This is a genomic window from Vogesella sp. LIG4 (assembly GCF_900090205.1).
GTDB lineage: Bacteria > Pseudomonadota > Gammaproteobacteria > Burkholderiales > Chromobacteriaceae > Vogesella.
Genome location: NZ_LT607802.1, coordinates 715,846 through 728,568, shown reverse-complemented (window position 1 = coordinate 728,568; position 12,723 = coordinate 715,846). Strand labels below are relative to the sequence as shown.

General features: G+C 64.1%; 13 protein-coding genes. 9 read left to right on the top strand and 4 right to left on the bottom strand.

The genetic code is table 11. The features are described 5' to 3' along the window. Positions 1-4 precede the first annotated feature (4 nt). The 7 genes from PSELUDRAFT_RS03375 to PSELUDRAFT_RS03345 all read left to right on the top strand — a co-directional run bounded on the left by PSELUDRAFT_RS03375 (position 5) and on the right by PSELUDRAFT_RS03345 (position 7,918). The gene (locus PSELUDRAFT_RS03375; protein ID WP_088965508.1) at positions 5-364 is read left to right on the top strand and encodes a GFA family protein; all 360 of its coding nucleotides are present in this window, start codon (positions 5-7) and stop codon (positions 362-364) included. Positions 365-395: 31 nt separating this feature from the next. Continuing rightward, a complete protein-coding gene (locus tag PSELUDRAFT_RS03370) occupies positions 396-2,282 on the top strand; it encodes a nucleoside-diphosphate sugar epimerase/dehydratase (protein ID WP_088965507.1) in 1,887 nt (628 codons plus the stop codon). Positions 2,283-2,675: 393 nt separating this feature from the next. Then, on the top strand, positions 2,676-3,989 hold the full coding sequence (locus PSELUDRAFT_RS03365; RefSeq protein ID WP_088965506.1) for a dicarboxylate/amino acid:cation symporter: 1,314 nt from the start codon (positions 2,676-2,678) through the stop codon (positions 3,987-3,989). Positions 3,990-4,229: 240 nt separating this feature from the next. Continuing rightward, the gene (locus tag PSELUDRAFT_RS03360; protein ID WP_088965505.1) at positions 4,230-5,141 is read left to right on the top strand and encodes a LysR substrate-binding domain-containing protein; all 912 of its coding nucleotides are present in this window, start codon (positions 4,230-4,232) and stop codon (positions 5,139-5,141) included. Positions 5,142-5,437: 296 nt separating this feature from the next. Then, positions 5,438-6,841: an aspartate ammonia-lyase gene (gene aspA, locus PSELUDRAFT_RS03355; RefSeq protein WP_088965504.1), complete on the top strand. Its 1,404-nt coding sequence runs from the start codon at positions 5,438-5,440 to the stop codon at positions 6,839-6,841. A 172-nt stretch (positions 6,842-7,013) separates the two neighbouring features. Next, the gene (locus PSELUDRAFT_RS03350) at positions 7,014-7,496 is read left to right on the top strand and encodes a GNAT family N-acetyltransferase (protein ID WP_088965503.1); all 483 of its coding nucleotides are present in this window, start codon (positions 7,014-7,016) and stop codon (positions 7,494-7,496) included. A 53-nt stretch (positions 7,497-7,549) separates the two neighbouring features. Continuing rightward, positions 7,550-7,918: a hypothetical protein gene (locus PSELUDRAFT_RS03345; protein ID WP_088965502.1), complete on the top strand. Its 369-nt coding sequence runs from the start codon at positions 7,550-7,552 to the stop codon at positions 7,916-7,918. A gap of 61 nt (positions 7,919-7,979) precedes the next feature. Here PSELUDRAFT_RS03345 and PSELUDRAFT_RS03340 read toward each other — a convergent pair whose 3' ends face one another. Together PSELUDRAFT_RS03340 and ubiD are read right to left on the bottom strand one after the other, a co-directional pair. Beyond that, positions 7,980-8,333, bottom strand: coding sequence for a 50S ribosome-binding protein YggL (locus PSELUDRAFT_RS03340; protein ID WP_088965501.1), 354 nt, complete (start codon positions 8,331-8,333; stop codon positions 7,980-7,982). A 61-nt stretch (positions 8,334-8,394) separates the two neighbouring features. After that, positions 8,395-9,870: a 4-hydroxy-3-polyprenylbenzoate decarboxylase gene (gene ubiD / locus PSELUDRAFT_RS03335; protein WP_088965500.1), complete on the bottom strand. Its 1,476-nt coding sequence runs from the start codon at positions 9,868-9,870 to the stop codon at positions 8,395-8,397. 160 nt (positions 9,871-10,030) lie between these two features. On the opposite strand from ubiD, the gene PSELUDRAFT_RS03330 reads away from it, so the two are divergent. Both PSELUDRAFT_RS03330 and PSELUDRAFT_RS03325 read left to right on the top strand, forming a co-directional pair. Further along, a complete protein-coding gene (locus PSELUDRAFT_RS03330; RefSeq protein WP_088965499.1) occupies positions 10,031-10,624 on the top strand; it encodes an OmpW family protein in 594 nt (197 codons plus the stop codon). Between the two features lie 124 nt (positions 10,625-10,748). Beyond that, entirely contained in the window at positions 10,749-11,843 is a 1,095-nt protein-coding gene (locus PSELUDRAFT_RS03325; RefSeq protein ID WP_088965498.1) for a VanZ family protein, read from the top strand. Here the strand turns inward: PSELUDRAFT_RS03325 and PSELUDRAFT_RS03320 are convergent. Further along, positions 11,817-12,446: a pyrimidine 5'-nucleotidase gene (locus PSELUDRAFT_RS03320; protein ID WP_088965497.1), complete on the bottom strand. Its 630-nt coding sequence runs from the start codon at positions 12,444-12,446 to the stop codon at positions 11,817-11,819. The genes PSELUDRAFT_RS03325 and PSELUDRAFT_RS03320 overlap by 27 nt on opposite strands. Before the next feature lie 86 nt (positions 12,447-12,532). Beyond that, positions 12,533-12,723 (bottom strand): hypothetical protein (locus PSELUDRAFT_RS19725; RefSeq protein WP_231895295.1); only part of this gene is annotated, 191 nt, incomplete at its 5' end.

Genomic DNA, 12,723 nt, shown 5'->3' with positions numbered 1-12,723 from the left:
AGCCATGAGCCGACCGGAACAGACTTACCGCGGCAGCTGCCACTGCGGTGCGGTGCAGTTCGAGATCCGCAGTGATTTTCCCGAGCTGACCATGTGCGACTGCTCGCTGTGCCGCAAGAAGAACGCGCTGATGGTGAAGGTGCACGAAAGCTGCTTTACCCTGCTGGCCGGGGCAGAGCAGCTGGCGGAGTACCAGTTTCATACCCATACTGCGCGGCATTTCTTCTGCAAGGTGTGTGGCATTTACCCGTTCCACCGCAAGCGCGTAACGCCGGATAATTTCGGCATCAACGTGTTCTGCCTGGAGGGTTTCGACCCGACGGGCATCCCGCTGCGCCAGGCCGTTGGCGCCGCGATGCCCTGAACGGCTGCCGTAACTCATTACAAGAGCTGACATGCTGGAAAAACTGTTTGCCTTCTCGCGCCATCACAAGATGGCCTTGTTGATGCTGCTGGATGCGCTGCTGCTGCCGCTGGCAATGTGGAGCGCGGTAGTGCTGCGCCTGGGCGGCAACTGGGACCCGAAGCTGGACCCCTACCTGTGGATTTTCGCGGTGCCGCCGCTGTGGGTGCTGCCCATCTTCATCAAGCTGGGGCTGTACCGCGCGGTGCTCAAATTCCTCGACGACCGCATCGTCTATACCGTGGTGGTTGGCGTATCACTGTCGGTGCTGGTGCTGATGGCGGTGATCCTGATGGCCGGCATCGGGCCGTTCCCGCGCACCTCCATCATCATCTTCTGGGTGTTCGCCATGGCCTACATCGGCGGCAGCCGCTTCCTGCTGCGCGGCGTGGTGCGCCGTATCGACGCGCTGGATGCGCCGCGGCGGCCGGTGATCATCTACGGCGCCGGCCGTGCCGGCCTGCAGCTGATGGTGGCGCTGCAGGAAGGCCGCGAATACCGGCCGCTGGCCTTCGTGGACGACAACCCGCAGCTGTGGGGCCGCACCTACCGCGGCCTGATGGTGCACGACCCGGCCACCATCGTGGCGCTGGTGGACGATACCGATGCCGAGTTGATCCTGCTGGCGATGCCGTCGGCCAGTCGTGGCCGCCACCGCCAGATCCTGGAGCAGCTGGAAGCCCTGCACGTACCGATCAAGCGCCTGCCGGGCATGGCCGACCTGGTGTCTGGCGAAGTGCGGGTGGACGAGCTGCGCGAGGTGGAGATCGACGACCTGCTGGGCCGCGACCCGGTGCCGCCGCGTGGCGAACTCCTTGCGGCCAACATTCACGGCAAGGTGGTGATGGTGACCGGCGCCGGCGGCTCCATCGGTGCCGAACTGTGCCGCCAGATCGTCAAGCAGCAGCCGGCGCGCATCGTGTTGTTCGAACTCACCGAATTTGCGCTGTACAGCATCGACCAGGAACTGGCGCGGCTGGCGCCGGCGGTGGCGCGGGTGCCGGTACTGGGCACGGTGACCGATCTCGCGCGGCTCACCTCGGTGATGCAGGCGTTCGCGGTGGAAACCGTGTACCACGCCGCCGCCTACAAGCATGTGCCGATGGTGGAACATAACCCGATTGCCGGCATCGTCAACAATGCCTTCGGTACCGACAGCTGCGCGCAGGCGGCGGAGGCGGCCGGCGTGGCTACTTTCGTGCTGATTTCTACTGATAAAGCCGTGCGGCCAACCAATGTGATGGGCGCCAGCAAGCGGCTGGCCGAGCTCACGCTGCAGGCGCGGCACGCGCGCGGCAGCGCCACCCGCTTCGTGATGGTGCGCTTCGGCAACGTGCTGGGCAGCTCCGGCTCGGTGGTGCCGCTGTTCAAGCGCCAGATCGCCGCTGGCGGCCCGGTGACGCTGACCCACCCGGACATCACCCGCTACTTCATGACCATTCCCGAGGCGGCGCAGCTGGTGATCCAGGCCGGGGCGATGGGGCAGGGCGGCGACGTGTTCGTGCTGGACATGGGCGAGCCGGTGAAGATCATCGACTTGGCGCGACGCATGATTCACCTGTCCGGGCTGGAGGTGCGCGACGAGCAGCACCCGCACGGCGATATCGAAATCCGCTGCACCGGGCTGCGCCCGGGCGAGAAGCTGTACGAGGAGTTGCTGATTGGCGACGGTGTGCTGGCCACCGACCACCCGCGCATCATGCGCGCGCAGGAATACCACCTGCCGCCGGCGGAGCTGGACGGGCACCTGGCGGCGCTGACGGCGGCCTGCGACGCGCTGGATGCGGCGCAGGCGTTTGCGCTGCTGCAGGGCGTGGTGCATGAGTTCCGCGCCGCCGAGGCCACCGCGGACTGGGTGAACCAGGCGCGACGTCCCTGACTTATGTGAATATCGAAAAACCCTGGTTTCTAAGCGAGACAAGGCGCGAACGGAAAATTTCGACGCAGCATATGAGTGATATGTAAGGAGAAATTTTTCGTGAGCAACGCAGTATCGCGACGAAAGCAGGCGTTTTTCAAGATGCACTTGCCACTGGTTTTCCTGCCACACCCCGCCCCATGCCGGCGGGGTTTTTTGCGGCATTAGGGAAAGCGAGGGCTGGCAAGCGCAGCGTTTTCTGTTTTAATCCCTCCCCTTCACGACGGAAAGCAGCAGCTTGCCGCGATGAAGGCCGGACCCCGCCGGCGTGCAGGCCTCGCAGAAGGCCGAAGACAACAAGCGCTTCGCACTACAAAGGAGGTTTTTCAGTGATGACAGCACAGGGAAACCACCGTGAAAATCAACCGACTTACCGCAATGATCCTGGCCGCCATGCTGCTGGGTATTGCTGCTGGCTACGGCTGGCGTGAAACCGCTGGCAGCCCGGAGGCCATCAATGCCTTCGCCGACCAGCTGACCATTCTTACCGATATCTTCCTGCGCCTGATCAAGATGATCATCGCGCCGCTGGTGTTCTCCACCCTGGTGGTGGGCATCGCACGCATGGGCGACTCCGCTACCGTTGGCCGCATCGGCGCCAAGACCATGGGCTGGTTCCTCACCGCCTCCTTCGTCTCGCTGGCGCTGGGCCTGATCATGGTGAACCTGCTCAAGCCGGGCGTGGGCCTGGGCCTACCGCTGCCGGACGTTGCCGCCCACAGCGGCATCGAGAAGAGCGCGCTGACGCTGAAGGACTTCATCGGCCACCTGATTCCCAAGAGCGTGTTCGACGCGCTGGCCAAGAACGAGATCCTCTCCATCGTGGTGTTCGCGCTGTTCTTCGGCACCGCCGCTTCCGCGGTAGGCGACAAGGCCAAGGTACTGATCGAAGCCATCGACGCCGTGGCGCACATCATGCTCAAGGTCACCGGCTACGTGATGAACTTCGCGCCGTTCGCCGTGTTCGCGGCGATTGCCAGCATGGTGGCCAAGGAAGGCCTGGGCATCCTGTCCACCTACGGCAGCTTCATGGGCCAGTTCTACCTGACCCTGGGCATGCTGTGGCTGTGCCTGCTGCTGATGGGCAGCGTGTTCCTCAAGCGCCGCGTGCTGGAGCTGCTGGTTGCCGTGCGTGAGCCGGCGCTGCTGGCGTTCTCCACCGCCAGCTCCGAGGCCGCCTACCCCAAGACTCTGGACCGCCTGAAGCGTTTCGGTTGCAGTGACCGCATCGCCAGCTTCGTGCTGCCGATGGGCTACTCGTTCAACCTCGACGGCTCGATGATCTACTGCACCTTCGCCAGCATCTTCATTGCCCAGGCCTACGGCATCCGGCTGTCGCTGTCGCAGGAAATCACCATGATGCTGATCCTGATGGTGACTTCCAAGGGCATGGCCGGCGTACCGCGCGCCTCGCTGGTGGTGATTGCCGCCACGCTGTCGCAGTTCAACATTCCGGAAGCCGGCCTGCTGCTGCTGCTGGGCGTGGACCATTTCCTGGACATGGGCCGCTCCGCCACCAACGTGCTGGGCAACGCCATTGCCGCCAGCGTGGTAGCCAAGACCGAGAACGCGCTGGGAGCCGCCCAGCCGGAGCTGGACGAAGACGACGACATCGACCCGGAACCGCGCCAGGACGTGGAGCCGGCGTACGCCAAGCAGCAGGCCTGATCGCCGCTGCCTGCCGCCGCACCGACAAGCCGCCTACGGGCGGCTTTTCTTTTGGCAGTGCCAGGTTGGGTTGAGCGAAGCGAAGCCCAACATTCACCGCCTTATTATCCTGATGCTTTTGGGCTTGGCCGGCGATGCCTGGGGGCAAGTGGCCGGGGCGTCTATGCCGGCCAGGTCGGAATCAAGGGCATGAGGGCACGCACTGGTGTAGCATGCGGCCAACTTGTGCAGGAGCACCTGATGGATACCCGCTGGCTGGAAGACTTTCTGCTGTTGGCCGAAACCGGCAGCTTCACCCGCTCGGCCGAGCTGCGCCACCTCACGCAGCCGGCGTTCTCGCGTCGCATCAAGTCGCTGGAAAGCTGGCTGGGCGCCGACCTGATCGACCGCACCACCTGGCCGACGCAGCTGACGCCGGCCGGAGAGCTGCTGCGCGACAAGGCGCGCGTGCTGGTGGGCGAGCTGTCCACAGCCCGCAGCCAGGTGCGCGCGTTGCAGGCGGCCGATGCCGCCACGCTGACGCTGGCGGTACCGCACACGCTGTCGTTCGGCTTCGTGCCGCGCTGGCTGGCGGAGGAGCACGAGGCGGTCAGCGAAATCTCCTGGCGCCTGCTGGCGCACAATGTGCACGACGCGGTGGTGGCGCTGGCGGAAGGCAACGCCGACCTGATGCTGTGCTACCACCACCCGCGCCACCCGGTGGAGCTGCCGGCCGAGCGCTACCAGGCGCTGGTGCTGGGCAGCGAGACGCTGCGCCCGTTCACCCGCCAGCTGCCGGATGGCACGCCGGAGTGGCAGCTGCCGGGCGAGGAGCGGCTGCCGATTCCCTTCCTGGCCTACGGCCCCAACGCCTACTTCCACCGCATGGTGGAGCTGATCCTGGAGCGCTCGCCGGAGCCGGCGGCACTGCAGCGCTGCTTCGAAACCGATATGGCCGAGGGCCTGAAGGCCATGGTGCTGGAAGGGCACGGCATGGCCTTCCTGCCGCACAGCGCGGTGCAGCGCGAGCTGGCCGCCGGGCAGCTGGCACTGGCCGGCGACGACGACTGGTCGCTGCAGATGGAAATCCGCGTCTACCGCGATGCGCGCCGCGAGCTGCCGGCGCTGGATGCGCTGTGGCAGCGTCTGGCGCAGCGCTACCCGGCGGTGTGATGCCGCTGCGGCCAATGTTTACGATGCGCCGTAGGGCGGAAGCCCCACCGGGGCGTTCCGCCGCATGGCCGGCATGGCCAATCCGGTGAGGCCAGGTTGGCCGCAAGGTGCCGGAAGCCCTGCGGGCTTCGGTTTTTCTGCTTATTGGCCGCACGATGCGGCCATTTTTACGGCTGAACGCGGTGTTTTTGCCGATCATGCAGCTTTTGCATGATCCGATCGGCATTCGGAATTGGCGGCGTTTTGGCGGCCGGGGCTACAGTGCGCAGCACCCAACCTCACCGCGAACACACATCATGGCAACCCGTCTGGAACACGATCTGCTTGGCGACCGCGAAGTGCCGGCTCATGTCTACTGGGGCGTGCACACCCTGCGCGCCATCGAGAACTTTCCCATCACCGGGCAGACCATCGCCAGCTATGGCGACCTGATCCGCGCGCTGGCGGTGATCAAGCAGGCGGCGGCACTGGCCAACCACCAGCTGGGCCTGCTGAGCGACCATCACAAGGACGCCATCGTGCTGGCCTGCGAGGAGATTCGCGCCGGCAAGCTGCACGAGCAGTTCGTGGTCGACGTGATCCAGGGCGGTGCCGGCACCTCCACCAATATGAATGCCAACGAGGTAATCGCCAACCGCGCGCTGGAACTGCTGGGCCGTGGCAAGGGCGAGTACCAGCATCTGCACCCCAACGAGCACGTCAACATGGGGCAGAGCACCAATGATGTGTATCCCACCGCGCTGCGCCTGGCCACCTTCTGGGGCGTGCAGCGCCTGCTGGCGGCCATGGCCCGCCTGCGCGACGCTTTCGACGACAAGGCCGACGAATTCTCCGACGTGCTGAAGATGGGCCGTACCCAGCTGCAGGACGCGGTGCCGATGACGCTGGGCCAGGAATTCCGCACCTACGCGGTGATGCTGGGCGAGGACGAGCAGCGGCTGTACGAAGCCAGCGCGCTGATGCTGGAAATCAACCTGGGCGCCACCGCCATCGGCACCGGCATCACCGCCCACCCGGACTACACCCCGCTGGTGTGCGACAAGCTGTCGGCGCTCACCGGCCTTGCGCTGATTACCGCACCCAACCTGATCGAAGCCACCCAGGACTGCGGCGCCTTCGTGCAGCTGTCCGGCGTGCTCAAGCGCGTGGCGGTGAAGCTGTCCAAGAGCTGCAATGACCTGCGCCTGCTGTCCTCCGGCCCGCGCGCCGGCCTGGGCGAGATCAACCTGCCGGCGCGGCAGGCGGGTTCCTCCATCATGCCGGGCAAGGTCAACCCGGTGATTCCGGAAGTGGTGACCCAGGTGGCCTACGAGGTGATCGGCAACGACATGACGGTGACCATGGCGGCGGAAGCCGGCCAGCTGCAGCTCAATGCCTTTGAGCCGGTGATCGCCTACAGCCTGTTCCGTAGCGTCAGCCACCTGGCCAATGCCTGCGACACCCTGCGCGAGAACTGCGTGGTGGGCATCACTGCCAATGTCGACTTCCTGCGCGACAGCGTGCACCGCTCGGTGGGGCTGGTGACCGCGCTCAACCCCTACATCGGCTATGCCGCCGCCACCGAAGTGGCGACGGAGGCCCACCAGACCGGCGGCAGCGTGTACGACATCGTGCTGCGCCGCGGTCTGCTCACCCAGAAGCAGCTGGATACCGTGCTGCAGCCGGCGGCGCTTACCAGCCCGCGCTGGGTGGAGATCTAACAGCGCACAGAGTTTGTCCCCTCCTTATGTAGTGTGAAGCGAAGCCTGGGCATGATCTTCTTCAAGAAGGTTGAGCACAGGCACCTAAGAAGGGTTGGCCGCAACGTCGCAGGGCGTTGCGGCATTTTTTTTGTGTCTGTTAGGCTGCTAGCGGTTTTCAGGGGGAGGAGTCATGGACAAGCTCGCATGCCGGCTGGCCGGGCCGGACGATGTGGACACCCTGCGCGCGCTGCTGCAGGCGGCGTTCAGCCCGCTGCTGGGCGTGGTCTCCAGCCGGCCCACGGCGCTGGACGAGGATGCGGCCACGCTGACGCAGCGGCTGGCGCAGGGCCAGCTGTTCGCCATCGGCGAGCTGGCGGGCAGGGCGGTGGCCACCGCCTGCCTGCTGCCCACCGACAGTGCCGATGTCGCGGAGATCAAGCGTGTGGCGGTGTTGCCGCAGTTGCAGGGCCAGGGTTGCGGCCAACAGCTGCTGGCCTGGCTGGAGCCGCTGGCGCGGGCACGGGGTTATGCGCGGCTGCGGCTGTCCATTCGCCGCAATCTGCCGGGCAATCTGCTGTTCTATCTGCGCTGCGGATATGTGCAGACCGGCGAGGAGCCGCACCCGCGTGCGCCGGACGATGCCATCGTGTGGCTGGAAAAAGCGCTGGAGTGATGCCGTGGGCTGGGCTATACCGGATTGTTGCGTTGCACAATCGGAGGTGTGCCATGACCACACTGCACCCGCACTACCCCACGGCCTTGCCGCAGGCGTGGCTGGATTGCCAGCGCGCGCAGCGGCAGAGCTGGCAAAGCTGGCAGCGTGCGCAGGGGCTGGCGTGTGCGCACCTGTGGCTGGCGGCGGCCAGCGGCAGCAGCTACTGGTCATACTGGCAGCGCGCCGCGCAGCAGCATGATCTGGCCCTGGGGCATGATTGTTTCGATGCCGGCATGCAGCTGTGCGAACGGCTGCTGGCACTGGTGCGCCCGGGGCGGCTGCTGCGGCCGCTGTGGCGTTGCGGCCAACGTTGCGTCAGCACCTGCCATCGGCATGGCAATGCCGGCCTGCTGGACTACGCGCGCCAGGCGCTGCGCTGAGCAGCGCAAATGAAAACGGCTCCCCGTGGGGAGCCGTTCTGCTTGCCGGTCTGGCGCGCGCTTACCAGCGGCTGTGCCACACGTCCAGCAGCTCGCCCGCTTCGATCTGGGCGATTTCCTTGCGGCCCTGCAGCCAGGCTACCAGGGTGGTGCGCAGTTCTGCGCTGACCTTCACGTCGCTTACCGGGAACACGATGCCGTCCAGCTCGCCCTTGGTGTAGTTGCCACCAAAGCTCACGCCGTGGGCATCCACCACTTCCAGCCAGGCATTCAGGAAGGCGTCGCTGGCTGCTTCGTCGCAGTTCAGGGTGGCCTGCAGGGTAAAGCCCAGCTCCTGGAACTCGCCCACGCGCAGCTTTTTGCGCTGGCGGCTGTTGAGGCGTTTCAGGCGGTTACGGGAATTGGCGTTGGTCATGGTGTGTGCTTTCAAGTTGCATCAAAGCGCGCATGATAACAGCGCTTCCCTTTTGCAGCGATTACAGCCCCAGTTGCTGCCACAGTTCGTCCACGCGCTGGCGGGTGCCGGCATCCATCACGATGGGGGTGCCCCATTCGCGGTTGGTCTCGCCCGGCAGCTTGTTGGTGGCGTCCAGCCCCATCTTGCCGCCCAGCCCGGAAATGGGGCTGGCAAAGTCCAGGTAGTCGATCGGCGTGTTGTCGATCAGCGTGGTATCGCGCACCGGGTCCATGCGGGTGGTGATTGCCCAGATCACTTCCTTCCAGTCGCGGGTATTCACGTCGTCGTCCACCACCACGATGAACTTGGTGTACATGAACTGGCGCAGGAAGCTCCAGCAGCCCATCATCACGCGCTTGGCGTGGCCGGGGTACTGCTTCTTGATGCTGATCACCGCCATGCGGTAGCTGCAGCCTTCCGGCGGCAGGTAGAAGTCGACGATCTCCGGAAACTGCTTCTGCAGGATGGGCACGAACACCTCGTTCAGCGCCACGCCCAGCACCGCCGGCTCATCCGGCGGCTTGCCGGTATAGGTGCTGTGGTACACCGGGTTCTCGCGCATGGTGATGCGGTCGATGGTGAACACCGGGAAGCTGTCCTGCTCGTTGTAGTAGCCGGTGTGGTCGCCGTACGGGCCTTCCATCGCCATGTCGTTCGGGTGGATGTGGCCTTCCAGCACGATTTCGGCACTGGCCGGCACCTGCAGGTCGGAGCCGATGCATTTCACCAGCTCGGTGCGGCTGCCGCGCAGCAGGCCGGCGAACTGGTATTCGGACAGTGTATCCGGCACCGGGGTAACAGCGCCCAGGATGGTGGCCGGGTCGCAGCCCAGCACCACCGCCACCGGGTAGGGCGCATCAGGGTTGGCCGCACGGAATTCGCGGTAGTCCAGCGCGCCGCCGCGGTGCGCCAGCCAGCGCATGATCACGCGGTTGCGGCCGATGACCTGCTGGCGGTAGATGCCCAGGTTCTGCCGCTTCTTGTGCGGGCCGCGGGTTACCGTCAGGCCCCAGGTGATCAGCGGCGCCACGTCGCCCGGCCAGCAATGCTGGATGGGCAGGCGGGCCAGATCCACCTCGGCGCCTTCCCACACAATCTGCTGGCACGGCGCCTTCTTTACTTCCTTTGGCGCCATCGACAGCACCTGCTTCAAGAGCGGCAGCTTGTCCCAGGCATCGCGCAGGCCCTTGGGCGGCTCCGGCTCCTTCAGGTAGGCCAGGGTCTTGCCGATTTCGCGCAGCTGCATCACGTCGGCCGCGCCCATGCCCATTGCCACCCGCTTGGGGGTGCCGAACAGGTTGGCCAGCACCGGAATGTCGTAACGCTTTTGCCCCTGCTGCGGGGTCTCGAACAACAGGGCGGGGCCGCCGGCTTTCAGCACGCGATCGCCGATTTCGGTCATCTCCAGGTGCGGCGATACCGGCACCTTGACACGCTTGAGTTCGCCTTGCGATTCAAGCTGGGACATGAAGTCCCGCAGGTCGTTGTATTTCATGTTGCTTTCATGATCTAGCGCAAAAAGCCCTAGAAGGCGCAGGGTTAAGCTTTCTCTCGACGTCGCAAGCTACTGCTCGCTTTCCGGCAAGTCAACCGGCTGCAGTGGCTGCGCCAGCTTTTATCGCGTTTTTATCGCTAGTTCATGCTTGGAGAAAATCATGAAAAAGTTTGCTGTTGCTGCCCTGGTTGCTGTGCTGTCCACTTCCGCTTTTGCTGCCCAGGGTGACATCCTGGCCCGCTTCCGTATCACCAACGTCAATCCGCAGACTTCGACAAACAACACCCTGTCCGCAGTAGGTGTTGATCTGAAGGATGACACCATTCCGGAACTGGACTTCACCTACATGTTCACCAACAACATTGGTGCAGAACTGATCCTGGGTACTTCCAAGCACACCATCACCTCCAATCTGGGTGACCTGGGTTCGGTAAAAGCCCTGCCGCCGACCGTAACCGTGCAATACCACTTCAATCCGGAAGGCCAGTTCCGCCCGTACGTAGGCGCCGGTATCAACTACACCCGCTTCTACGGCCTGCACGATGATTCCGGCCTGGGCCTGTCGGTGAAGAAGAACAGCTTCGGCCCGGCGCTGCAGGTAGGTATGGATATCCCGGTTTCCAAGAGCGTGTTCATCAACTTCGACGTGAAGAAAATCTGGATGAGCACCAAGGTAAGCGCTGGTGGTACCGAGCTGGGCACCCTGGACGTAAACCCGCTGGTAACCAGCGTGGGTATCGGTACCAAGTTCTGATAAGAACTTGCCACCAATCAAAAAAGGAGCGCGATGGCGCTCCTTTTTTGCTGGCGCAGCGCCTTGTGCCGCCACAGGGGGCTGGGTATGCTTGCCGGGTTATGACCCTGCACTCCCTCCGGCGATGACCGCCTTTCCCGCCCGCGCCTCCAACAGCCATGTGGCGCTGTATGCCGCCCTGATCAACGCGGTCATCATTGTTTTTCTCAGCCTGTACCCGTTCCATGGCTGGCGTTATAGCGGCCGGCCGCTGCTGGAGTTCCTGTTTGACCCTCTGCCTTTTTACACCTCGTCATTCGACAATGCGGCCAACGTACTGATCTACATCCCTTATGGCTTCTGCCTGGCGTTGCTGCTGTTGCCGCGCTGGCTGTCGCTGCTGTTTGCGGTGTGCGTCGCCGGGCTGACCAGCTTTGGCATGGAGTTCACCCAGCAGTTTCTGCCCAGCCGCGTGGCGTCCAATCTCGACTTGCTGTGCAATGTGTCCGGCGCCGCTCTGGGGGCGACGCTGGCCATCTCCAGCTGGCTGCGCCGCTACTGGCATCACTTGTGGCAATGGCGGCGGCGCCACTTCGTGGCGGATAGCGCCGCCGACTATGGCCTGCTGGTCATGGGACTGTGGTTCTTCACCCAGCTCAACCCGGCACTGCCGTTGTTCGGTGTGGTGGCCTACCCGCAGGGGTTGCCGCAGCCCTACCTGTCGCCCATCGACAACCCGCGGCTGTTCCTGTTTCTGCTGGAGGCCGGCGGTGCGGCCAGCAATATGCTGGCGGTCAACCTGTTCCTGACCGCATTCCTGTTGCAGCGCCGGGACAGCGGGCAGGCCATCCTGTGGGTGGTGGTATCCGCCTGGCTGCTCAAGCTGTTTGCCGCCGGTGCGCTGCTCAAGCCATTTGCCTTCTTCCAGTGGGTGAACCCGCACCTGGTGACCGGGCTGGCCGCCGGCTTCCTGCTGTCGTGGCTGTTTGCCCGCAGCGGTCGCATGCTGCAAACCCTGGTTGCGCTGCTGGCGTTGGCCGCAGCACAGGCCGCGGCGGTATTGTGGCCGCTCAGTCAGGTGCAGGCCGATTTCCTGTCGCTGTTCCGCTGGCCTTACGGCCATCTGCACAATATGAATGCGCTGGTCGATTTCCTGGCCGACCTGTGGCCGCTGCTGGCGCTGGCCTGCCTGCTGTTCAGCATCTGGCAGCAGTCAGCAATCAAACGTCAGCCCGGCTAGCTGTTGCAGGCTGGTGATGCGCCAGTCCACCCAGGCGGGGTGGCACAGGCGGCGGTTGATCCATACCGTGCGCATGCCCAGCTGTTTCGCCGTTCGCAGATTGGCCAGCGTATCTTCCACCATCACGCAGCGGCTTGCGGCCAACCCTGTGTCGCGCAATACCCGGTAGTAGGCGCTGCGGCGCGGCTTGGGCTGGTAGTCCAGCGCCTCCATGCCGTAGCAGCCGGTAATCAGCTGCCCGATGCCAAGGTGTTCGGTGATTGCCTCTACATAGTGTTGCGGGCCGTTGGAAAAAATCCATTTGCGGCCCGGCAGCCGGCGCAGCAACTGCGGCAGGCGCGAGTCGCGCTGGATCCACGGCAGCAGCTCATCCATATCATGGGTAAAGCGCAGGAAATGGTCGGCAGAGATACGGTGGTGGCGCACCAGCCCGCCCAGCGTCGCGCCATAGCGCCGCCAGTAATGGGTACGCAGCTGGTTGGCCTGCGCTTCCTCATAACCCAGGTAGGTCACGATGTAATCGGTCATGCGCTGGCTGATGCGCGGAAATACCGCGTGGCCGGCGTGGTGCAGGGTTTCATCCAGGTCGAAAAGCCAGTTCATCGCAACAACATCACGTCATGAAAATTCGAACAGCAGTGTAGCCTGCCGCCATCAGCGAGTAATCCGGATTTTTTTGTTTCGTAGAATCAGCTGTTTAGATAATTAATTACAGAAAACGGCTTTTCGGGTGTTGACGGGCTCAGGGCCGATGGGTATAGTTCGCCTCCTCTGCTGACGACGCAACGAAACGAAGTCAGCCCGCTCTTTAACAAACCAAATAACCGATAGGTGTAAGTGCCTGGCAAGCCAGACACTTGCACTGCAAGAGAAAGTGACA

Excerpts from the sequence above, each read along its gene's own strand:
- PSELUDRAFT_RS03345 (WP_088965502.1), top strand. The coding sequence starts at position 7,550 with ATGACCACACTGCACCCGCACTACCCCACGGCCTTGCCGCAGGCGTGG.
- PSELUDRAFT_RS03375 (WP_088965508.1), top strand. The coding sequence starts at position 5 with ATGAGCCGACCGGAACAGACTTACCGCGGCAGCTGCCACTGCGGTGCG.
- PSELUDRAFT_RS03350 (WP_088965503.1), top strand. The coding sequence starts at position 7,014 with ATGGACAAGCTCGCATGCCGGCTGGCCGGGCCGGACGATGTGGACACC.
- PSELUDRAFT_RS03320 (WP_088965497.1), bottom strand. The coding sequence starts at position 12,446 with ATGAACTGGCTTTTCGACCTGGATGAAACCCTGCACCACGCCGGCCAC.
- PSELUDRAFT_RS03340 (WP_088965501.1), bottom strand. The coding sequence starts at position 8,333 with ATGACCAACGCCAATTCCCGTAACCGCCTGAAACGCCTCAACAGCCGC.
- PSELUDRAFT_RS03370 (WP_088965507.1), top strand. The coding sequence starts at position 396 with ATGCTGGAAAAACTGTTTGCCTTCTCGCGCCATCACAAGATGGCCTTG.
- ubiD (WP_088965500.1), bottom strand. The coding sequence starts at position 9,870 with ATGAAATACAACGACCTGCGGGACTTCATGTCCCAGCTTGAATCGCAA.
- PSELUDRAFT_RS03330 (WP_088965499.1), top strand. The coding sequence starts at position 10,031 with ATGAAAAAGTTTGCTGTTGCTGCCCTGGTTGCTGTGCTGTCCACTTCC.
- PSELUDRAFT_RS03360 (WP_088965505.1), top strand. The coding sequence starts at position 4,230 with ATGGATACCCGCTGGCTGGAAGACTTTCTGCTGTTGGCCGAAACCGGC.
- PSELUDRAFT_RS03325 (WP_088965498.1), top strand. The coding sequence starts at position 10,749 with ATGACCGCCTTTCCCGCCCGCGCCTCCAACAGCCATGTGGCGCTGTAT.
- aspA (WP_088965504.1), top strand. The coding sequence starts at position 5,438 with ATGGCAACCCGTCTGGAACACGATCTGCTTGGCGACCGCGAAGTGCCG.